Source organism: Streptomyces sp. NPDC058198 (assembly GCF_042882605.1).
GTDB lineage: Bacteria > Actinomycetota > Actinomycetes > Streptomycetales > Streptomycetaceae > Streptomyces.
On record NZ_JBHVVP010000005.1, the window covers coordinates 361,769 to 380,552 of the forward strand.

Annotated in this window: 22 protein-coding genes, 1 tRNA gene and 1 pseudogene; 8 read left to right on the plus strand and 16 right to left on the minus strand. The window is 69.6% G+C overall.

Features of this window, described 5'->3' with window-relative positions; translation table 11 throughout:
- Positions 1-79: 79 nt before the first annotated feature.
- Together ACFVWW_RS20550 and ACFVWW_RS20555 are read right to left on the minus strand one after the other, a co-directional pair.
- A complete protein-coding gene (locus tag ACFVWW_RS20550; protein WP_384185071.1) occupies positions 80-382 on the minus strand; it encodes a GroES family chaperonin in 303 nt (100 codons plus the stop codon).
- Positions 383-504: 122 nt separating this feature from the next.
- Positions 505-825, minus strand: coding sequence for a DUF3618 domain-containing protein (locus ACFVWW_RS20555; protein WP_384184986.1), 321 nt, complete (start codon positions 823-825; stop codon positions 505-507).
- Positions 826-964: 139 nt separating this feature from the next.
- On the opposite strand from ACFVWW_RS20555, the gene bcp reads away from it, so the two are divergent.
- The gene (gene bcp, locus ACFVWW_RS20560; RefSeq protein ID WP_386877671.1) at positions 965-1,432 is read left to right on the plus strand and encodes a thioredoxin-dependent thiol peroxidase; all 468 of its coding nucleotides are present in this window, start codon (positions 965-967) and stop codon (positions 1,430-1,432) included.
- An 86-nt stretch (positions 1,433-1,518) separates the two neighbouring features.
- Positions 1,519-2,934, plus strand: a complete 1,416-nt coding sequence (gene proP, locus ACFVWW_RS20565) for a glycine betaine/L-proline transporter ProP (protein ID WP_386877672.1) — start codon at positions 1,519-1,521, stop codon at positions 2,932-2,934.
- Here proP and ACFVWW_RS20570 read toward each other — a convergent pair.
- On the minus strand, positions 2,929-3,762 hold the full coding sequence (locus ACFVWW_RS20570; RefSeq protein WP_386877673.1) for a helix-turn-helix transcriptional regulator: 834 nt from the start codon (positions 3,760-3,762) through the stop codon (positions 2,929-2,931). The genes proP and ACFVWW_RS20570 overlap by 6 nt on opposite strands.
- Positions 3,763-3,921: 159 nt before the next feature.
- Here ACFVWW_RS20570 and ACFVWW_RS20575 point away from each other — a divergent pair, with 159 nt between their 5' ends.
- Both ACFVWW_RS20575 and ACFVWW_RS20580 read left to right on the plus strand, forming a co-directional pair.
- Complete coding sequence (locus ACFVWW_RS20575) at positions 3,922-4,674, plus strand: SDR family oxidoreductase (RefSeq protein ID WP_386877674.1); 753 nt, start codon at positions 3,922-3,924, stop codon at positions 4,672-4,674.
- Positions 4,675-4,741: 67 nt separating this feature from the next.
- Positions 4,742-4,825: transfer RNA gene (locus ACFVWW_RS20580), tRNA-Leu, on the plus strand.
- A gap of 97 nt (positions 4,826-4,922) precedes the next feature.
- On the opposite strand, the gene rdgB is transcribed toward ACFVWW_RS20580, so the two are convergent.
- The 4 genes from rdgB to ACFVWW_RS20600 all read right to left on the minus strand — a co-directional run bounded on the left by rdgB (position 4,923) and on the right by ACFVWW_RS20600 (position 7,347).
- Positions 4,923-5,525, minus strand: a complete 603-nt coding sequence (gene rdgB / locus ACFVWW_RS20585; protein ID WP_384332671.1) for an RdgB/HAM1 family non-canonical purine NTP pyrophosphatase — start codon at positions 5,523-5,525, stop codon at positions 4,923-4,925.
- Positions 5,526-5,557: 32 nt separating this feature from the next.
- Positions 5,558-5,974 (minus strand): hypothetical protein, encoded by a 417-nt coding sequence (locus ACFVWW_RS20590; protein ID WP_386877675.1) that lies wholly within the window; start codon positions 5,972-5,974, stop codon positions 5,558-5,560.
- A gap of 96 nt (positions 5,975-6,070) precedes the next feature.
- Complete coding sequence (gene rph / locus ACFVWW_RS20595; protein WP_384185004.1) at positions 6,071-6,808, minus strand: ribonuclease PH; 738 nt, start codon at positions 6,806-6,808, stop codon at positions 6,071-6,073.
- A 305-nt stretch (positions 6,809-7,113) separates the two neighbouring features.
- The gene (locus ACFVWW_RS20600; RefSeq protein WP_319678156.1) at positions 7,114-7,347 is read right to left on the minus strand and encodes a PTS glucose/sucrose transporter subunit IIB; all 234 of its coding nucleotides are present in this window, start codon (positions 7,345-7,347) and stop codon (positions 7,114-7,116) included.
- 229 nt (positions 7,348-7,576) lie between these two features.
- On the opposite strand from ACFVWW_RS20600, the gene ACFVWW_RS20605 reads away from it, so the two are divergent.
- Both ACFVWW_RS20605 and ACFVWW_RS20610 read left to right on the plus strand, forming a co-directional pair.
- Entirely contained in the window at positions 7,577-8,869 is a 1,293-nt protein-coding gene (locus tag ACFVWW_RS20605) for a PTS transporter subunit EIIC (RefSeq protein WP_384185007.1), read from the plus strand.
- Positions 8,870-9,098: 229 nt separating this feature from the next.
- A complete protein-coding gene (locus tag ACFVWW_RS20610; protein ID WP_384332665.1) occupies positions 9,099-10,364 on the plus strand; it encodes a PTS transporter subunit EIIC in 1,266 nt (421 codons plus the stop codon).
- Between the two features lie 114 nt (positions 10,365-10,478).
- Here the strand turns inward: ACFVWW_RS20610 and ACFVWW_RS20615 are convergent, their stop codons facing one another.
- On the minus strand, positions 10,479-11,231 hold the full coding sequence (locus ACFVWW_RS20615) for an MBL fold metallo-hydrolase (RefSeq protein WP_384185012.1): 753 nt from the start codon (positions 11,229-11,231) through the stop codon (positions 10,479-10,481).
- A gap of 236 nt (positions 11,232-11,467) precedes the next feature.
- On the opposite strand from ACFVWW_RS20615, the gene ACFVWW_RS20620 reads away from it, so the two are divergent.
- Positions 11,468-11,971 carry a type II toxin-antitoxin system PemK/MazF family toxin gene (locus tag ACFVWW_RS20620; RefSeq protein ID WP_384185015.1) on the plus strand — a complete coding sequence of 168 codons (504 nt, stop codon included), beginning with the start codon at positions 11,468-11,470 and terminating at the stop codon, positions 11,969-11,971.
- Positions 11,972-12,023: 52 nt separating this feature from the next.
- Here ACFVWW_RS20620 and ACFVWW_RS20625 read toward each other — a convergent pair whose 3' ends face one another.
- From ACFVWW_RS20625 to clpS, 8 genes and pseudogenes are all read right to left on the minus strand, one after another.
- Complete coding sequence (locus tag ACFVWW_RS20625) at positions 12,024-12,974, minus strand: PLP-dependent cysteine synthase family protein (RefSeq protein ID WP_384185018.1); 951 nt, start codon at positions 12,972-12,974, stop codon at positions 12,024-12,026.
- On the minus strand, positions 12,974-13,276 hold the full coding sequence (locus ACFVWW_RS20630; RefSeq protein ID WP_384185021.1) for a MoaD/ThiS family protein: 303 nt from the start codon (positions 13,274-13,276) through the stop codon (positions 12,974-12,976). The genes ACFVWW_RS20625 and ACFVWW_RS20630 overlap by 1 nt, the downstream gene beginning before the upstream one ends.
- A gap of 102 nt (positions 13,277-13,378) precedes the next feature.
- A complete protein-coding gene (locus tag ACFVWW_RS20635) occupies positions 13,379-13,495 on the minus strand; it encodes a putative leader peptide (RefSeq protein WP_384185023.1) in 117 nt (38 codons plus the stop codon).
- A 69-nt stretch (positions 13,496-13,564) separates the two neighbouring features.
- A pseudogene (locus tag ACFVWW_RS20640) lies at positions 13,565-13,738 on the minus strand (histidinol phosphatase); the annotation flags it as partial.
- 211 nt (positions 13,739-13,949) lie between these two features.
- Positions 13,950-14,363 (minus strand): Mov34/MPN/PAD-1 family protein, encoded by a 414-nt coding sequence (locus ACFVWW_RS20645; protein ID WP_384185026.1) that lies wholly within the window; start codon positions 14,361-14,363, stop codon positions 13,950-13,952.
- A 129-nt stretch (positions 14,364-14,492) separates the two neighbouring features.
- Complete coding sequence (locus ACFVWW_RS20650; protein ID WP_386877676.1) at positions 14,493-15,956, minus strand: amino acid permease; 1,464 nt, start codon at positions 15,954-15,956, stop codon at positions 14,493-14,495.
- 410 nt (positions 15,957-16,366) lie between these two features.
- Positions 16,367-16,945: a DUF2017 domain-containing protein gene (locus tag ACFVWW_RS20655; RefSeq protein ID WP_386877677.1), complete on the minus strand. Its 579-nt coding sequence runs from the start codon at positions 16,943-16,945 to the stop codon at positions 16,367-16,369.
- Positions 16,945-17,250, minus strand: coding sequence for an ATP-dependent Clp protease adapter ClpS (gene clpS, locus ACFVWW_RS20660; protein WP_384185032.1), 306 nt, complete (start codon positions 17,248-17,250; stop codon positions 16,945-16,947). Before clpS ends, ACFVWW_RS20655 begins: the two co-directional genes overlap by 1 nt.
- A 186-nt stretch (positions 17,251-17,436) precedes the next feature.
- Here clpS and ACFVWW_RS20665 point away from each other — a divergent pair, with 186 nt between their 5' ends.
- Complete coding sequence (locus tag ACFVWW_RS20665) at positions 17,437-18,765, plus strand: nicotinate phosphoribosyltransferase (RefSeq protein WP_384185035.1); 1,329 nt, start codon at positions 17,437-17,439, stop codon at positions 18,763-18,765.
- Positions 18,766-18,784 lie beyond the last annotated feature (19 nt).

An 18,784-nucleotide genomic window follows, 5' to 3' on the forward strand; every position in this document is an offset into this window, starting at 1 on the left:
CAGCGAAAAGGCCTGGTGACCATGGTCACCAGGCCTCGCCCCACGCGCTGCGGACCAGTCGCCGCAGCAGCGCGCACGGCTACAGATAGAGCCCCGTGGAGTCGTCCGACCCCTCGAAGCGGTCCGCCGCGACCGCGTGCAGATCGCGCTCCCGCATCAGTACGTACGCCACCCCGCGCACCTCGACCTCGGCGCGGTCCTCGGGGTCGTACAGCACCCGGTCCCCCGGCTTCACCGTCCGTACGTTCTGCCCCACGGCCACCACCTCGGCCCAGGCCAGCCGCCGGCCGACCGCCGCCGTCGCGGGAATGAGGATGCCGCCGGAGGAACGCCGCTCGCCCTCCGGGATGTCCGTCCTGACCAGCACACGGTCATGGAGCATCCGGATGGGCAGCTTGTCGTGGGTGTTCTCGCTCACGCCCCAGAACCTACCTGCCCGCGGCCGCGCCGTACGCCACAGGGGTCGTCAGAACGGCGGCCGCGCGGGCCCGCGCCAGGGCCGTATCAGGCCCGGCGCCGCCTCATCGACACCGCGAGCAGCCCCACGACACCGGCCACGACCAGCGCCACCGGAACCAGCCGTTCCAGCCGCGGGCCGCCGTCGATCCCGATGAACTGCGCCCGCACACCCGACACCGTTCTGTTCACGGCGACGAATGCGCGCCCTGCCGTGTGATCCACACTGGCAGCCACCCGGGCCTTCGCATCGCCGACCATCGTCTTCGGGTGCACCCGCACCCCGATCTCGTCGAGCGTCTCGGCGAGCTGCCGGCGCCTGCGGACGATGTCCGCCTCGATCTGCGCCGGGGTCCTGGAATCCGACACCGCGCTGCCTCCGTCGTCGTGTCCGGTTGGTCCTTCGTCAATACTTCATCGACAGTCTGTCAGCTCCGCCGCCCCCGCACCCGGCGGCACCCCCGATTACGCTCGGCCACGTACACCCCGACCTCGACCGAGGAGAACCATGAGCGAGCGACTCCAGCCCGGCGACACCGCCCCCGCCTTCACCCTGCCCGACGCGGACGGCAAGGACGTATCGCTCGCGGACCACAAGGGCCGCAAGGTCATCGTCTACTTCTACCCAGCGGCGCTTACCCCCGGCTGCACCAAGCAGGCCTGCGACTTCACCGACAACCTCGACCTGCTCGCCGGCGCCGGCTACGACGTCATCGGTGTGTCACCGGACAAGCCGGAGAAGCTCGCGAAGTTCCGCGAGAAGGAGAGCCTCAAGGTCACCCTGGTCGGCGACCCCTCGAAGGCCGTGCTCGAAACGTACGGCGCCTTCGGCGAGAAGAAGATGTACGGCAAGACCGTGACCGGCGTGATCCGCTCGACGATCGTCGTCGACGAGGAGGGCAAGGTCGAGCAGGCCCTCTACAACGTGCGGGCCACCGGCCATGTCGCCAAGATCATCAAGGATCTCGGCATCTAGGCCCTGTCCGGGCCGCCACCTTCGGCCGTGCGACCGAAGTCCCGCTCCGGTGGGGCTTCGGTCTGTCGAGGAAAGGACCGCACGCCATGGCCGGGCAGGAACACACCCCGCGGCTGCGCCGGTCCGACATCACCGTGACCGACGAGCGAGCGGTCAGGCGGGCCGTGAAGGCCGCCGCCCTGGGCAACGCCATGGAGTGGTTCGACTTCGGCATCTACAGCTATCTGGCCGTCACTATCGGACGCGTCTTCTTCCCGTCGGGGAATCCGACGATCGAGTTGCTCTCCTCCTTCGCGACCTTCGCCGTCGCGTTCCTCGTACGGCCGGTCGGCGGCATGGTCTTCGGCCCGATGGGGGACAGGATCGGCCGCAAGAAGGTGCTCGCCCTGACCATGATCCTGATGGCGATCGGCACCTTCGCCATCGGCCTGATCCCGTCGTACGCGACGATCGGCTTCTGGGCCCCCGTCCTGCTGATCTTCTTCCGGCTGGTCCAGGGCTTCTCCACCGGCGGCGAGTACGGCGGCGCGTCCACGTTCATCGCGGAGTACGCCCCCGACAAGCGCCGGGGTTTCTTCGGCAGCTTCCTGGAGTTCGGCACCCTCGCCGGGTACGTCGGGGCGGCGGGCCTGGTCACCGCGCTCCACGCCGGGCTCGGCGCCGACGCCATGGACTCGTGGGGCTGGCGCGTCCCGTTCCTGGTCGCCGGGCCGCTCGGGCTGGTCGGCCTGTATCTGCGACTGCGGCTCGACGAGACCCCCGCCTTCCAGAGGCTGGAGGCGGACAGCGCGCGCGGCTCCGAGGCGCCGGACCCGGAGGACTCCACCACAAGGGGCGACCTCACCAGGATCTTCCGGCAGTACTGGCCGGCGCTGATCCTGTGCGTCGCGCTGGTCGGCGCGTACAACATCACGGACTACATGCTGCTGTCGTACATGCCGACGTACCTCTCGGACGAACTCGGCTACAGCGAGACCCACGGGCTGGTCATCCTGCTGGGCGTCATGGTCTTCCTGATGCTGATCATCAACCGGGTCGGCAGGCTCAGCGACCGCTTCGGCCGCAAGCCGTTGCTGATGACCGGCATGCTCGGGTTCCTCTTCCTCTCGCTCCCGGCGTTCCTGCTGATCGGACAGGGCAGTATCCCGGCGATCACGTCGGGCATGCTGATGCTGGGCCTGTCCCTGGTCTGCCTCCTCGGCACGATGTCGGCGGCGCTCCCCGCGCTGTTCCCGACGGAGGTCAGGTACGGCGCGCTCTCGGTCGGCTACAACCTCTCCGCGTCCCTCTTCGGCGGTACGACCCCGCTGGTGATCACGGGCCTGATCAGCCTCACCGGCGACAACCTGATGCCGGCGTACTACGCCATGGCGGCGGCGCTGGTGGGTGTGGTCTCGGTGGCCTGCATGAAGGAAACAGCCCGGCAGCCCCTGGCGGGCTCCCCGCCGTCGGTCGCGACGGAGGCGGAAGCGGCCGAACTGGTCAACGCCCGGGCCTTATGACCCGTTCGTCCGCCGCACGGCGCTCAGGGAGCCGAGGAGGGCGAGGGAGTCGGCGTCCGCGCTGCCCGGCTCGGCGGTGCCGACCAGCAGGTGCTGTCCCGGCGCACCCTGGACGTCGTAGGACTGGTAGGTGAGCCTGATCCGGCCCACCTCCGGGTGGTTGAAGGTCTTGGACCTGCGGCCGATGCCGCTGACCCCATGGGCTCGCCACAGCGCCTCGAACTCGTCGCTGCAGTCGAGGAGTTCCTCGACGACCACGGCGATCCCGGAATCGCTCTGGTGGTGTCCCGCGGCCAGCCGCAGGACCTCGGCCGCGCACCGCGCGACGGTCTGCCAGTCCGCGTACAGCTCCCGGGCGGCGGGGTCCAGGAAGAGGGAGCGGACCACGCGGTGCGGATCCACCAGTGAGGAGAGCAGGGCGTCGGCCAGCGCGTTCGACGCGAGGACCTCGAGACGGCGGTTGATGATGTAGGCCGCCGCCGTGGGGAAGGCGTCCATCAGACCGCGGAGAGCGGGGTCGGCCTCGTCCGGCAGGTCGGTGGAGACGGGCTTCGGTACGAGGCCGGCGAGCCGGTAGGCGTGCCAGCGGGCGTCCGAGTCCAGGAGCAGCGCTCGCGCGAGGGCGTCGACGACCTGACCCGAGGGACTGCGTTCCCGGCCCTGTTCCAGCCGGGCGTAGTAGTCCGCGCTGACCCCGGCCAGGACGGCGACCTCCTCGCGCCGCAGCCCGGCGACCCGCCGCGGTCCGGAGCCCGGCAGCCCCACGTCCGCGGGCTGCAACCCGGAGCGCCGCGCATTCAGGAACTCGCCCAGTCCGTACCCGCTCATTTCGAAAGCGTACGTCGTCCGTTCCGTTCGTCCCTTCCTAGGTGTGCCGCACCCAGGAAGCCTCGTCCTGCCCCACCGGCGGGATCCGGGCCATGCTCGAAGCCCGCGACGGATCACCACCGCGTCCGGCGTCCGCCGGGGTTTTCGAAGGGGTATTTCATGACTGTCCCGTCCACCGCCACCGCCACCGTCGACAGCAAGGTTGTCCTGATCACCGGGGCGAGCAGCGGGATCGGCGAGGCCACCGCGCGACGCCTTGCCGCGGCGGGCCACCGGGTGGTCCTCGGCGCCCGCCGCACCGACCGTATCGCCGCCATCGCCGAGGACATCCGGTCCATCGGCGGCAGCGCCGACCACCACGAGCTGGACGTGACCAGCCTGGACAGCGTGCAAGCCTTCGTCCGAGCCGCGCACGAGCGGCACGGGCGCGTGGATGTCCTGGTCAACAACGCGGGCGTCATGCCGCTGTCGACGCTGGACGCACTGAAGGTAGACGAGTGGAACCGCATGATCGACGTCAACCTCCGCGGCGTCCTGCACGGCATCGCCGCCGTACTCCCCGCCATGCGCGCGCAGGGCGCGGGACACATCGTGAACATCGCTTCCGTCTCGGGACACCGCGTCGACCCCACCGCGGCCGTCTACAGCGCCACCAAGTTCGCCGTCCGCGCCCTGTCCGAGGGGCTCCGGCAGGAGAGCCGCGACCTGCGGGTCACCGTGATCAGCCCCGGTCTGACGCACAGCGAGCTGACCGAGGGCATCAGCGATCCCGGCGCGCGCGAGGCCGCCCGGGACATGATGAAGATCGCGATCCCCGCCGCGGCGATCGGGGAGGCGATCAACTACGCCATCTCCCAGCCTCTGGAGGTCGACGTCAACGAAGTCGTCATCCGGCCCACCGCCCAGAGCTGAACCGACGGGCGGAGTGTGCGGCCCCGTGCCCCGACAGCCTGCTGCCTAGTACCATGGCTGGCGGCGAGCGGCCGTAGCCCAACTGGTATCGGCGGGTGTTTTAGGGGCATCTGGGAGAAATCCTGTGTGGGTTCGAATCCCACCGGCCGCACTGACCGTGGAACCGAAGGCCGGGCACACATCGCGTGTGTGCCCGGCCTTCGCCGTATATACCGAGGTCAGCTCTACCGAGGCCGGCTGTACCGAGGTCAGCCGAGCAGCTCGCGAATCACCGGGACCAGTGCCCTGAACGCCTTGCCGCGGTGGCTGATCGCGTTCTTCTCCGACGCCGACAGTTCGGCGCACGTCCGTGTCTCGCCCTCCGGCTGGAGGATCGGGTCGTAGCCGAAGCCTCCCGTGCCGACCGGGGATTCGCGGAGCGTGCCCAGGAGGCGGCCTTCCACGACCCGTTCCGTGCCGTCGGGGAGAGCGAGCGCCGCCGCGCAGGCGAAGTGGGCGGAGCGGTGGGGCGGAGCGATGTCCGCGAGTTGGGCCAGCAGCAGAGCGAGGTTGGCCGCGTCGTCGCCGTGCGCGCCGGACCAGCGGGCGGAGAAGATGCCGGGCGCGCCGCCGAGGACGTCGACACAGAGGCCGGAGTCGTCGGCGATGGCGGGGAGGCCGGTGGCGTCGGCGAGGGTGTGCGCCTTGAGCAGGGCGTTCTCGGCGAAGGTGACGCCGGTTTCCTTGACGTCGGGAATGTCGGGGTAGGCGTCCGCGCCGACGAGGTCGTGGGGCAGACCGGCGTCGGCGAGGATCGCCTCGAGTTCGATGATTTTCCCGGCGTTGCGGGTGGCGAGGATCAGGCGGGTCATGCCCCCAGTATCGGTCCCGCCCGCCGCGCCTCTCAGGGGGTGCAGACCTTGCCGATTTCCGACGCGGCGTCGGTGACGGGCGTGAGGTCGGGGGCGGTGTCGCCGTTCTCGATGGACGTACGGACGTTGTCGACGCTCTTGCCGAGGTCGCCGACAGCCTTGCTGAGGTCGGCGTTGTCGGTCGAGTCCTGGAGAGTGCCGAGTTCCTTGTCGATGTCGTCGAGGGCCTCGTCGACCTTGAGCGGGTTGTTCCCCGCGTTGGAGACGGCCTGCTGGAGGCTGTCGACGCTGGTGGCGATGGCGTCGGCGGTCTGGACGCAGTCCAGCGCCTTGTCGAGGGCGCCACAGCCGACGGTGAGGGGCAGGGCGAGGGCGGCGGCGGAAAGGGCCAGCGCGACGCGCCGGCGAACAGGCGCGGACGTGGACGCGGACCGTATGAGCGCGGACATGGCGCGGTTCCTCCCCAGGGGTACGGACGGGCGCACGGTTCGGCCCGTGCGCCCGTGCGGGTAGAGACGCCCCCGGGGGACTTCTTGGTTGCTTCTTTACCCGGCGAGTGTCTGGTCCAGGGCCGTCCGCTGGAGCGCGGCGAGGTCGGTGCAGCCGCCGGTGGCGAGGTCGAGGAGCGCGTTCAGTTCCTTGCGGTCGAAGGGTTCGGCCTCCGCCGTGCCCTGGACCTCCACGAAGCGGCCGTCGCCGGTGCAGACGACGTTCATGTCGGTTTCGGCGCGGACGTCTTCCTCGTAACAGAGGTCGAGGAGCGGCGCGCCGTCGACGATGCCGACGCTGACGGCGGCGACGGTGCCGGTGAGGGGGCGCCGGCCGGCCCTGACGATCTTCTTGCCCTGGGCCCACGCGACGGCATCGGCGAGGGCGACGTACGCGCCGGTGATGGCCGCGGTCCTGGTGCCGCCGTCGGCCTGGAGGACATCGCAGTCGAGGACGATCGTGTTCTCGCCGAGCGCCTTGTAGTCGATGACGGCGCGCAGGGACCGGCCGATGAGGCGGCTGATCTCGTGGGTACGGCCGCCGATCTTGCCGCGTACGGATTCGCGGTCGCCGCGGGTGTTGGTGGAGCGGGGAAGCATGGAGTATTCGGCGGTGACCCAGCCTTCGCCGCTGCCTTTGCGCCAGCGGGGGACGCCTTCGGTGACGGAGGCGGTGCAGAAGACTTTGGTGTCACCGAAGGAAATGAGGACGGAGCCCTCGGCGTGCTTGCTCCATCCGCGTTCGATGGTGACGGGACGGAGCTGTTCGGGGGTGCGGCCGTCGATTCGAGACATACCGCGAGCCTATCGGGGCCCGAAGTCCCACCGGGGCGCGGTTCGCCTCCGGGCGCCACTGTCGACGGACGGCCGGGTGACGACGGGAGGGAGTCGGGGGTGCAGGAGGTGCGTGTCCGGACGTAGAGCGTGATTTGTGGCGCTCGACAGGCCGCACCCGACAACGTACCCGCACGGCGCCGTAAATCATGCAGTCCGGACACGGACCTCCGGAACCCCCGGCACCCGCACCCCGACGAACGGCCCGCACCCGCACCGCGACCCGCGCCCGGCGAACCGAGCCCCTAAAAAAGAGGGGCCCGGGCTTACATCATGTCTTCGATGTCCGCGGCGATCGGGTCGGCGTCCGTGCCGATCACGACCTGGATCGCGGTGCCCATCTTGACCACGCCGTGCGCCCCGGCGGCCTTGAGTGCCGCTTCGTCGACCAGGGAGGCGTCCACGACCTCGGTGCGGAGGCGGGTGATGCAGCCTTCGACCTCTTCGATGTTGTCGAGCCCGCCGAGCCCGGCGACGATCTTCTCAGCCTTGGTGGCCATGTCTTTCTCCCTGACTCTCAAACAGCTCTGGCAAACAGCTCTGGTCTGTTTCGTCACGGTAACGCACGGTTGGACCATCTTCTCGGGCGGGTGACCGACGTGTGCCGAATGATGGCGATGACCGGTGTCCGCCCTGCCCGTGGCCGGGTTCCGGAAGCGTACCGCAAGTGGTCTACACCAGTCGGAGACCGACTGTCGCAGCCGCCTCGTTCCGGACGGGAGGACACGGATGAGCGCCGACAGCACGGCGGCCCCGGGGCCGGAACCGACGAGGCCGGCCGGGCCGCGGAAGAAATGGTGGAACGGACTGTTCCAGGGGCTCCAGAAGATCGGCCGCAGCCTCCAGCTCCCGGTGGCGGTCCTCCCCGCCGCCGGGCTGCTGGTCAGCCTCGGCAATCTCTTCTCCGCCTATCTGCACGGCCCGTTCTGGGACAGGACCGCGAAGGTGTTCAGCCTGGGCGGCACCGCGATCCTGGACGGGGCGTTCGGCCTGCCGCTGCTCTTCTGCATCGGTGTGGCGATCGGCTTCGCCAAGAAGGCGGACGGTTCCACCGCGCTCGCCGCGGTCGCCGGCTTTCTCGTCTATCACAACGTCCTGGCCGCTTTTCCGGCCGGCGGCTCGGTGACCAAGGCGACCCCCGACGGCGTTCCGCAGAATCCCGGCGTGCTCGGGGGCATTCTGATCGGGCTGCTGACGGCGGTCGTCTGGCAGCGTTTCCACCGGACGAGGCTGGTCGACTGGCTCGGCTTCTTCAACGGCCGCCGCCTCGTACCGATTCTGATGGCCTTCATCTGCCTGGTCCTCGGGGTGCTCTTCGGGCTGCTGTGGGAGCCCGTGGGCGACGCGCTGACCGCGTTCGCCAAGCAGCTGATCAATCTGGGCGCGTGGGGCGCGGGCATCTTCGGCGTCGCCAACCGGCTGCTCATCCCCATCGGCCTGCACCAGTTCCTGAACACCTTCTTCTGGTTCCAGGCCGGCGAGTTCACGACGCCGGACGGCACCGTCGTACGGGGCGACCTGACCCGGTTCTTCGCCGGGGATCCCACGGCAGGACAGTTCATGTCCGGCTTCTTCCCGATCATGATGTTCGGCCTGCCGGCGGCCGCGCTCGCCATCGCACACTGCGCGCGTCCCGAGCACCGCAAGAGGGTCACCGGGCTGATGATCTCCGTCGCCCTCACGTCGTTCGTCACCGGCGTGACCGAGCCGCTGGAGTTCTCCTTCATGTTCGCGGCGCCCCTGCTCTACGGCGCGCACGCGCTGCTGACGGGAGCGTCGATGGCGATCACCTGGGCGCTCGGGGTGCACGCGGGCTTCAGCTTCTCGGCGGGCCTGATCGACTATGTCGTCAACTGGCACCTCGACACCAAGCCCTGGCTGATCATTCCGATCGGCCTGTGTTTCGCGGTCGTCTATTACGTGGTCTTCCGCATCGCGATCACGCTCTTCAACCTCCCCACGCCCGGGCGTGAGCCCGAGGAACTGGAGGAGGAGGGCGAACAGCAGAACACGAAGCCCTAGGCCCTGTCCGGCGGATCTTCGCGGGCCCATGGGGCTTATGCCGTGCTTGATGGACTATGACCCAGGCCACAGAATGCGGCTGTTCCTTACGCCACGCCTACCGTGTTACAACTGGTCTACACCACTGAGTGGTGTAGACCACGCGGCGTGCGCGCCGCGTTCCTGAGGCGCCGCCGTCCCCCCTTTCTCTCCTGTCCCCTGGCTGCGCCGTGCCCACTGGAGGACGTTGATGACCACGGCCACGGCCGCCCCGACGGCGGACAAGAAGAGGGGCAGCGGCGTGATGGCCGTGATGCAGCGCATCGGCCGCAGCCTGATGCTGCCGGTCGCCGTGCTGCCCGCGGGCGCCCTGCTGGTGCGTCTCGGCAATCCCGACATGCTCGGCCGCGACTCGTTCCCGGCTTTCATCACCAAGATCGCCGGCTTCATGGCCGCGGGTGGCAACGCCATCCTGGACAACATGCCGCTGCTGTTCGCCGTCGGCATCGCGATCGGCTTCGCCAAGAAGTCGGACGGTTCGACCGCTCTCGCCGCCGTCACGGGCTATCTGGTCTTCAAGAATGTGCTGGCGACCTTCACCGACTCCAACCTGCCCAAGGTTTCGACGGTGGTGGACGGCAAGATCGTCATGACCAGCGCGCCCGTCGACGCGAAGGTCCTGGGCGGCGTCGTCATGGGCATCGTGGTCGCCCTGCTCTACCAGAAGTTCTACCGGACGAAGCTGCCGGACTGGGCGGGCTTCTTCGGCGGCCGCCGGCTGGTCCCGATCCTCTCCGCCTTCGCGGGCCTGGTCATCGGCATCGTCTTCGGTTACATCTGGCCGGTCCTCGGCACGGGCCTGCACAACTTCGGTGAGTGGCTGGTCGGTTCCGGCGCTGTCGGCGCGGGCATCTTCGGTGTCGCCAACCGGGCGCTGATCCCCGTCGGCATGCATCACCTGCTGAACTCCTTCCCGTGGTTCCAGGCCGGCACGTTCGAGGGCAAGAGCGGCGACATCAACCGCTTCCTGGCGGGCGACCCGACGGCCGGCCAGTTCATGACCGGCTTCTTCCCGATCATGATGTTCGCCCTCCCGGCCGCCTGCCTCGCCATCACCCACTGCGCCCGGCCCGAGCGCCGCAAGGTCGTCGGCGGCATGATGCTCTCGCTGGCGCTCACCGCGTTCGTCACCGGGGTGACGGAGCCGATCGAGTTCACCTTCATGTTCATCGCGCCGGCGCTGTACGCGATCCACGCCGTGCTGACCGGGGTCTCCATGGCACTGACGTGGGCGCTGGGCATGAAGGACGGCTTCGGCTTCTCGGCCGGTGCGGTCGACTTCGCCCTCAACCTGGGCATCGCGAGCAACCCATGGGGTCTGGCGCTGGTCGGTCTCTGCTTCGCGGTCGTCTACTACGTGGTCTTCCGCTTCGCGATCACCAAGTTCAACATCCCGACGCCGGGCCGCGAGTCCGACGAGGAACTCGCCGAGCTGCAGAAGGCCGAGGCCAAGTAGGCCCCGCGCGCACACCACACGCTGCACACCTCACACTGCACACCTCACACCGCACACCACCGTGGGCCCGGCCGTTGCTGACAGCGGCCGGGCCCACGGTCGCGCGATGGCCGGTCAGATGTCGTAGACCGCACCGGCGGAGGCCAGTTCCGCCGGGCCCGCGTATACCTCGCGGGCGTCCGCCAGGTTCCGCTTGCCGTCCGTCCAGGGCGGGATGTGGGTGAGGACGAGCCGGCGGGCCCGGGCGCGGGCGGCGTGGGCGCCGGCCTCGCGGCCGTTGAGGTGGAGGCCGGGGATGTCTTCCTTGCCGTGGGTGAAGGCGGCCTCGCAGAGGAACAGGTCGGTGTCCTCGGCTAGCTCGACCAGCGGCTCGCAGACTCCGGTGTCACCCGAGTAGGTGAGCGACCGGCCGCCGTGCTCGATCCGGATGGCGAAGGTCTCGACGGGGTGGGCGACCTTCTCCGTACGGACCGAGAAGGGGCCGATGTCGAAGGAGCCCGGCTTGAGTGTGTGGAAGTCGAACACCTCGCTCATGGACTTGTCCGTCGGGGTGTCCGCGTAGGCGGTGGTGAGGCGCTGCTCGGTGCCTTCAGGGCCGTACACCGGAATGGCGTCGCAGCGGCCGCCGTCGAAGCGGTAGTAGCGGGCGACGAAGTACCCGCACATGTCGATGCAGTGGTCCGCGTGGAGATGGCTGAGGAAGATGGCGTCGAGGTCGTAGAGACCACAGTGGCGCTGCATCTCGCCAAGGGCGCCGTTACCCATGTCGAGGAGCAGCCGGAAGCCGTCGGCCTCTACGAGGTAGCTGGAGCAGGCCGATTCCACGGAGGGGAACGAACCCGAACAGCCGACGACGGTGAGCTTCATGGAGCGTGAACCTCCGTGGCATGGATGGGGGGCGACGGGGGTCGTGCGGTTTTTTGTCGAGCGTAAAGCGCGAAAGGGCTGGTCGCTCCTCCACAGTGGCTCGTTGTGTGCGAACTCACCTGCTCTGTCACCGGTTCGGATGGCCGGCGCGCGGGCGGTGTACGTGTGTCGCGGCGGGCGGGGCGGCCGGATGAGGCGGGGGCGCGGCGCGGGCGGCGGGCCGGTACCTTCGGGGGATGGATACGTCCTGGTGGCTCGCGCTGGTCGCGGTGGTGCTGATCGCGCTGATCGCCTCGGTGGTGGACGGACGGGGCCGCGGCCCGCGCCGTCCGGGCGGACGGAGCCGCCCTCCGGGCCGGCCGACGCGGCGTCCGGCGGGCCGGCCGTCGGGACGTCCCGCGGGGCCCCGGCGGACGCCGAAGGGGAAGCCGCGGCCTCAGCCGGGCGAGATCTGGTGGGCGGACGTGCCGTTCGAGGACGGGCCAGGGTCCAAGGACCGGCCGTGTCTGGTGCTGTCGGTACGGGGCGGGACCGTGCTGGTCGCGAAGATCACCACGAAGAACCACGACGAGCGGCCGGGGGTGATTCCGCTGCCGCCCGATGTGGTGGGTGACACCCGGGGGCGCCCGAGCTTCCTGGAGACGAACGAGCTGCGGGATGTGCGGCTGAAGGAATTCCGCCGCCGCGCGGGAGCCGCGGACCCGGCCCTGTGGGACCGGGTCCGGCATCTGGCCGGCTGACGGCCCCGCTGACGGCCCGGCTGGCGGCCCGCGAACATCGACCCGACAGGGCCTACGCCCAGAGCTGGCCGTGCAGCGTTTCGATCGCTTCTTCCGTGGTGGCCGCCGTGTAGACGCCCGTGGAGAGGTACTTCCAGCCGCCGTCCGCGACGACGAAGACGATGTCCGCGCTCTCGCCGGCCTTGACCGCCTTCTTGCCCACGCCGATCGCGGCGTGCAGCGCGGCGCCGGTGGACACGCCCGCGAAGATACCTTCCTGCTGCAGGAGTTCGCGGGTACGGGTGACCGCGTCGGCGGAGCCGACGGAGAAGCGCGTGGTGAGGACGGACGCGTCGTACAGCTCGGGTACGAAGCCCTCGTCGAGGTTGCGCAGGCCGTAGACCACGTCGTCGTAGCGCGGCTCGGCGGCGACGATCTTGATGTCGGGCTTCCGCTCCCGCAGGAAGCGGCCGACGCCCATCAGCGTGCCCGTCGTGCCGAGGCCCGCCACGAAGTGGGTGACGGAGGGCAGGTCGGCAAGGATCTCCGGGCCCGTGGTGGCGTAGTGCGCGCCCGCGTTGTCGGGGTTGCCGTACTGGTAGAGCATCACCCAGGAGGGGTTCTCGGCCGCCAGTTCCTTGGCGACCCGTACGGCCGTGTTGGAGCCGCCCGCCGCGGGGGACGAGACGATCTCCGCCCCCCACATGGCGAGCAGGTCGCGGCGCTCCTGGGAGGTGTTCTCCGGCATGACGCAGACGATGCGGTAGCCCTTGAGCTTGGCCGCCATGGCGAGCGAGATGCCGGTGTTTCCGCTGGTGGGTTCCAGGATCGTGCAGCCCGGCGTGAGCCGTCCGTCCTTCTCGGCCTGCTCGACCATGTGCAGGGCGGGGCGGTCCTTCACCGAGCCGGTCGGGTTGCGGTCCTCCAGCTTGGCCCAGATCCGGACGGTGTCCGAGGGGGACAGCCGCGGGAGCCCGACCAGGGGCGTGTTGCCGACCGCCGCCAGCGCCGAGTCGTACCGCATCAGGCCGTGTGCGCGTCGGGCGCGCCGCCGGCCACGGCCGGGAGGATGGTGACGCTGTCGCCGTCGGCGAGCTTGGTGGAGATGCCGTCGAGGAAGCGGACGTCCTCGTCGTTCAGGTAGACGTTCACGAAGCGGCGGAGCTGGTTGCCCGCGGCCGGGTCGATGAGGCGCTCCCGGATGCCGGCGTGCCGGGTCTCGAGGTCGTCGAACAGCTCGGAGAGCGTGTCACCGGTGGCCTCGACGGCCTTGGCTCCGTCGGTGTACGTGCGGAGGATGGTCGGGATGCGGACCTCGATGGCCATGACATGGGCTCCTGTTCGGGAGATGGCGTGACGGGCGCGCGGCTCGGGCCCCCGCGCGAGGGGGTGGTGCGGAAACGGAAAAGCTGCGCTCGGGGCCGTCGCTCAGCCGGCAGCGCTGTCGGTACAGATGGCACTGGCGAGGCGGCACAGGTCGACGTGCAGCCGCGCCACGAGCAGCGGGGTGCTCGGCGTCTTGTCGCTCACGTCGTGGAAAACCATGCGCTCATCGTATCGATTCCCGGTCCGCGGCCCGGCATGTGATCTCGCCTGGCGGACGATCGACGTTCGTCAGGCGGACGGCGGGAGGTGGACGACGGTCGGCGCGCCGGTCACGGGGTGGGTGCTGACCTCGGCCTTCACTCCGTAGACGGCCGCGAGCAGCTCGGCGGTGAGGACCTCGCGGGGGGTGCCGGAAGTGTCGAGGTGGTTGGCCGGCTCGTCGAGGACGAGCGGGGACGGCTGGGGGCAACGGTCAGGTCGGCGCCGCCCAGCGCCGCCACCGGCAGCAGGGCGCGACGGGTGGCGCCGACGGCCGTCCTCGCGGCGTGCGGTACGACAGGCCCTGAGCCTCCTCCGGGGGATTTCCGCGTCCCCTGGCTGGTGGGAGAAGGGCGGCAGGTCAGTTCCTGGCTGCCAAGCAGAGCTTGGTCACAGTGGCGGGACCATCTCGCTGTCAGACGATCTCGACGTCCTCTTCCGTGACCTCGCCCTCCGCGATGCGGTAGGAGCGGAACTGGAAGGGGCCCGCCTCGTCGGAGTCGGCGGTGGAGACCAGGACGTAGTGGGCGCCCGGCTCGTTGGCGTACGTGATGTCCGTACGGGACGGGTAGGCCTCGGTCGCGGTGTGCGAGTGGTAGATGATCACGGGCTCTTCGTCGCGGTCGTCCATCTCCCGGTAGAGCTTCAGCAGATCCGCCGAGTCGAACTCGTAGAAGGTGGGCGAGCGTGCGGCGTTGAGCATGGGGATGAAGCGCTCCGGGCGTCCGGTCCCGGCGGGCCCCGCGACCACGCCGCAGGCCTCGTCGGGATGGTCGCGCCGCGCGTGCGCGACGATCTGGTCGTGCAGGGCCTGGGTGATGGTCAGCATGGTGGAAATATAAGACCGACGGTCTGCACGGACCCGGTGGCCCCCTGGCCGGAGATCCGGGGGGCCACCGGGCCGGACGTGCCGCTGCGAGCGGACCGAGCCTCGGAAGCCGGTCGCGGAGCCGTGCCGCTACTCCGTGGCGGAGGCGTACTCGGGGGTGTCGTCGCTGTCCGTGATCCGCGGGCGCTTCTTCAGGTACTGCCAGCCGACCGCCAGGGCCACCGCCCAGACCGCCCCCACATACAGACAGACGCGCGCGTCCTTGTCGTACGCGATCAGACAGGTGACGAGGGCCAGGAAGGCCACCGCGACCCAGCTGAACAGCGCGCCGCCCGGGGCGGGGAAGGACGAGGCCGGCAGCCGGCCCGCCACCACGGCGCGGCGGTAGCGGATATGGCTGACCAGGATCATCATCCAGGTCCAGATGCCGGCCGCCGTGGCCACGGACGTCACATAGCCGAAGGCCTTCTCCGGAACGATGTAGTTGAGGACCACACCGATGCCCATCAGGGCGACGGAGACGGTGATGCCGAACGCCGGGGTCTTACGGGAGTTGAGCCTGCCGAAGAGCTTCGGCGCCTCGCTGTTGGCGGCGAGGTCGCGCAGCATCCGGCCGGTGGAGTACATCCCGGAGTTGCAGGAGGACAGCGCGGCGGTCAGCACGACGAAGTTGACGATGCCGGCCGCGAGCGGGATGCCCATCTTCTCGAAGGCTTGTACGAACGGGCTGGTGCCGGCCGAGAACTCGGTCCACTTGACGACCGCCAGGATGACGGTGAGCGCGCCGACGTAGAAGACGATGATGCGCCAGGGCAGTGTGTTGATCGCCTTGGGCAGGGTCTTCTCCGGGTTCTCGGACTCGCCCGCGGTGACGCCGACCAGCTCGACGGCGAGGTAGGCGAACATGACGCCCTGAAGGGTCATCAGGCTGGAGCCGATGCCGTTCGGGAAGATCCCGTCGTGCGCCCAGAGGTTGGAGACATGGGCGGTGTCACCGGCGTCGGAGAAGCCGAGGGTGAGCACCCCCAGACCGATGACGATCATGCCGATGATCGCGGTGACCTTGATCATCGAGAACCAGAACTCGACCTCACCGAAGATCTTCACCGAGATCAGGTTCACACCGAAGAGCACCACGAGGAACACCAGCGCGCTGACCCACTGCGGGATCTGCGGGAACCAGAAGTGGATATAGATCGCGGCGGCGGTCAGCTCCGCCATGCCGGTGACGACCCACATCAGCCAGTACGTCCAGCCGGTGGCAAATCCGAAGAACGGGCCGAGGAACTCCCGGGCGTACTCCGCGAAGGAGCCCGAGACCGGCCGGTAGAGGAGCAGCTCGCCGAGCGCCCGCATGATGAAGAAGATCACGACGCCGGCGAGGGCGTACATGAGGATGATGCTGGGTCCGGCCTTGGCGATGTTCGCCCCGGCGCCCATGAAGAGACCGACGCCGATCGCGCCGCCGATGGCGATCATCTGGACCTGACGGCTGCCGAGTCCGCGCTCGTAGCCCTCTTCGGCCGGGCCGCCCTCGGTCGGGCCGCCGGGTCCTTCGCCGCCGTACTCCCTGTCGACCTGCGCAGAGGTCATGGTGGTGCTGCCCTTTCTCCATACTGATCCGCGCCACGCTCGGCCCGTGATCAGTTCCCGGTTCCCCCCGGATGCGATGGAGTGCTACCGGCGGGTAGCCGGTGTCAGCTCCCCCGGGGACAGGGGTGGCGCCCCCGGGGGATCGTGAAGATCTATCACGGCGGAAGGGGCGTTCCGCGGACGGCGCTGTGGCACAGCCCACAAGGAGAAGCGGACAAATCTCCCCCGGAATCGCAAAGGTCGCCGGTGCGGTGACGGGATCGTTATCCCGAATTGAGGGTCAGTTGAGCGTGCGGAAGAGGGCCGCCGGGTGGCCGTGAGACGGCCGGTGGACGACGCCGGGACCGGCCGGATCGACGTGGGATCCGGCCGGGTCCGTCGTGGGATCCGGCCGGGTCCGTCGCGGTCCGTCAGGGCATCAGCGTCTCGACGAGCGTCTCCTGGAGTGCCCCGAGCCAGAGGTACGCCATCACCATCGGCTTGCGCGGATCGGAGTCCGGCAGCCGGTACAGCTCGCCGCCCTCGTCCTCGTCCGTGACCTCCAGGCGGGTGCCGATCGTCAGCCGCAGATCGTTGAGCGCGCCCAGCCAGTGCAGACAGTCGTCGGGGGTCAGCTTGAGTACGGCGCCGCCCTCGCCCTCCGCCGCGAGCGCGTCCAGCGTGCGGACGACCGCTATGCCGTCCTCGCGCTTGCGGCCGCGCAGATCGTTCTCCGTGAACCGCCTGAACTCCGAGGAGAACTCCCGCAGTTCGTCGTCGTCATCGCCGTACGCGTCGGGGAACAGCCGGGCCAGCGCCGGGTCGGCGGGCGGCTCGCTCGGGCCGACGGCGAAGAGCGCGGCGAGCGGGTCCTCGCCCTGGGCCGACTCCTTGCCGGGCCCGATCAGCTCCAGCAGCTGTACGGCCAGCGAGCGCAGGATCGAGATCTCGACCTCGTCGAGCGCGACGGCCGCTCCGCCGCCCGGGATCGCCTCGAAGTGCCCGGCCATCAGGCGCGGTCCTGCGAAAGGGTCGCCCACAGTCCGAATCCGTGCATCGCCTGCACGTCGCGCTCCATCTCCTCGCGGCTGCCGCTGGAGACGATCGCGCGTCCCTTGTGATGGACGTCGAGCATCAGCTTGTGCGCCTTGTCCTTGGAGTAGCCGAAATAGGTCTGGAAGACGTACGCCACATAACTCATGAGGTTGACCGGGTCGTTGTGGACGATCGTCACCCAGGGCACATCGGGTTCGGGGACCGCGAAGGTCTCCTCGGCCGATTCGGGGCGTTCGATCTCAGTCGGAGCAACACTCACGGTTCGGGACGACCTTCTTCTCTGCCGGGGCGTGCCGGGGCGTGCGGGGTCTGCCGGGGCACGGGGGCACAGCACCCCGGGGTTCACAGCCTCACATGACCCATGCTGCCACCCAGGAGGGCCTGTCGCACAAACGGCCTCTTAGAAATCGTCAGAGTGACGAGTATGGGGGGTAGCATCCGTCATATGAACACTGCGGACCTTGGGCTGCCGGTGGACGTGCCGTCGACCGCGCTCTTCACCGACCAGTACGAGCTGACCATGCTCAGGGCGGCACTTCAGGCAGGCACGGCCGACCGTCGCTCCGTCTTCGAGGTCTTCACCCGGCGGCTGCCCGAGGGGCGCCGTTACGGGGTGGTGGCGGGCACCGGCCGGGTGCTGGACGCCGTCGAGAACTTCCGCTTCGACGCGGACGTACTGGGCTTTCTGCGGGAGCACGGGATCGTCGACGAGGCGACGCTCGCGTGGCTCGCCTCGTACCGCTTCAGCGGGGACATCTGGGGCTACCCGGAGGGCGAGGTGTACTTCCCCGGCTCGCCGATCCTGCGGGTGGAGGGCTCCTTCGCGGAGTGCGTGCTGCTGGAGACGGTGATCCTCTCGATCCTCAACCACGACTCGGCCATCGCCGCCGCGGCCTCCCGGATGGCGGCGGCCGCGAACGGGCGCGGGCTGATCGAGATGGGCGCGCGCCGTACGCACGAGCTGTCCGCGGTCGCCGCCTCGCGCGCCGCGTACGTCGGCGGCTTCGACACCACCTCGGACCTGGCGGCCGGGTTCCGCTACGGCATTCCGACGGTGGGGACGAGCGCGCACGCCTTCACCCTGCTGCACGACAACGAACGCGACGCCTTCCAGGCGCAGGTCGACGCGCTCGGCCGGGGGACGACGCTGCTGATCGACACGTACGACGTGGCCGAGGCCGTGCGGACCGCCGTGGACATCGCGGGACCGGAGCTGGGAGCGGTCCGTATCGACTCCGGCGATCTGCTGCTGGTCGCCCACCGGGTACGGCAGCAGCTCGACGAGCTGGGCGCGGTGAACACCAGGATCGTGGTGACCTCGGACCTGGACGAGTACGCCATCGCCTCGCTGGCGGCGGCGCCGGTGGACGCGTACGGCGTCGGCACGCAGCTGGTCACCGGCAGCGGGCAGCCGACCTGCTCCATGGTCTACAAGATCGTCGCCCGCGCGCGGTCCGCGGACCCGAAGGCCCCACTGCAGCCGGTGGCGAAGAAGTCGCTGGGCGGCAAGACCTCGATCGGCGGCCGCAAGTGGGCGGCGCGGCGCCTGGACGCGGAGGGGTACGCCGAGGCCGAGGTGATCGGCACGGGCCCGGTACCGCCGGAGCTGCTGGACCGGCAGCTGCTGGTGCAGCTGGTCAAGGGCGGCGAGATCGTGGCGCGCGAGCCGCTGGACGCCGTGCGCGAGCGGCACATCGCCGCGCGTGCCGGGCTGCCGATGTCGGCGATACAGCTCTCGCGGGGCGAGCCGGTGATCCCGACCGAGTACCTGTGAGGCGTGTGCCATGGCTTGG

What these genes read in the sequence shown, in the direction of transcription:
- ACFVWW_RS20620 (WP_384185015.1), top strand. Translation starts at nt 11,468, where the DNA reads ATGGATACGTCCTGGTGGCTCGCGCTGGTCGCGGTGGTGCTGATCGCG.
- ACFVWW_RS20625 (WP_384185018.1), bottom strand. Translation starts at nt 12,974, where the DNA reads ATGCGGTACGACTCGGCGCTGGCGGCGGTCGGCAACACGCCCCTGGTC.
- ACFVWW_RS20615 (WP_384185012.1), bottom strand. Translation starts at nt 11,231, where the DNA reads ATGAAGCTCACCGTCGTCGGCTGTTCGGGTTCGTTCCCCTCCGTGGAA.
- rdgB (WP_384332671.1), bottom strand. Translation starts at nt 5,525, where the DNA reads ATGACCCGCCTGATCCTCGCCACCCGCAACGCCGGGAAAATCATCGAA.
- ACFVWW_RS20655 (WP_386877677.1), bottom strand. Translation starts at nt 16,945, where the DNA reads ATGGCCGGGCACTTCGAGGCGATCCCGGGCGGCGGAGCGGCCGTCGCG.
- ACFVWW_RS20635 (WP_384185023.1), bottom strand. Translation starts at nt 13,495, where the DNA reads ATGGTTTTCCACGACGTGAGCGACAAGACGCCGAGCACCCCGCTGCTC.
- rph (WP_384185004.1), bottom strand. Translation starts at nt 6,808, where the DNA reads ATGTCTCGAATCGACGGCCGCACCCCCGAACAGCTCCGTCCCGTCACC.
- ACFVWW_RS20600 (WP_319678156.1), bottom strand. Translation starts at nt 7,347, where the DNA reads ATGGCCACCAAGGCTGAGAAGATCGTCGCCGGGCTCGGCGGGCTCGAC.
- ACFVWW_RS20575 (WP_386877674.1), top strand. Translation starts at nt 3,922, where the DNA reads ATGACTGTCCCGTCCACCGCCACCGCCACCGTCGACAGCAAGGTTGTC.
- ACFVWW_RS20645 (WP_384185026.1), bottom strand. Translation starts at nt 14,363, where the DNA reads ATGCTGACCATCACCCAGGCCCTGCACGACCAGATCGTCGCGCACGCG.
- bcp (WP_386877671.1), top strand. Translation starts at nt 965, where the DNA reads ATGAGCGAGCGACTCCAGCCCGGCGACACCGCCCCCGCCTTCACCCTG.
- ACFVWW_RS20650 (WP_386877676.1), bottom strand. Translation starts at nt 15,956, where the DNA reads ATGACCTCTGCGCAGGTCGACAGGGAGTACGGCGGCGAAGGACCCGGC.
- ACFVWW_RS20550 (WP_384185071.1), bottom strand. Translation starts at nt 382, where the DNA reads ATGCTCCATGACCGTGTGCTGGTCAGGACGGACATCCCGGAGGGCGAG.
- ACFVWW_RS20665 (WP_384185035.1), top strand. Translation starts at nt 17,437, where the DNA reads ATGAACACTGCGGACCTTGGGCTGCCGGTGGACGTGCCGTCGACCGCG.
- ACFVWW_RS20590 (WP_386877675.1), bottom strand. Translation starts at nt 5,974, where the DNA reads ATGTCCGCGCTCATACGGTCCGCGTCCACGTCCGCGCCTGTTCGCCGG.
- ACFVWW_RS20610 (WP_384332665.1), top strand. Translation starts at nt 9,099, where the DNA reads ATGACCACGGCCACGGCCGCCCCGACGGCGGACAAGAAGAGGGGCAGC.
- ACFVWW_RS20605 (WP_384185007.1), top strand. Translation starts at nt 7,577, where the DNA reads ATGAGCGCCGACAGCACGGCGGCCCCGGGGCCGGAACCGACGAGGCCG.
- ACFVWW_RS20630 (WP_384185021.1), bottom strand. Translation starts at nt 13,276, where the DNA reads ATGGCCATCGAGGTCCGCATCCCGACCATCCTCCGCACGTACACCGAC.
- ACFVWW_RS20570 (WP_386877673.1), bottom strand. Translation starts at nt 3,762, where the DNA reads ATGAGCGGGTACGGACTGGGCGAGTTCCTGAATGCGCGGCGCTCCGGG.
- proP (WP_386877672.1), top strand. Translation starts at nt 1,519, where the DNA reads ATGGCCGGGCAGGAACACACCCCGCGGCTGCGCCGGTCCGACATCACC.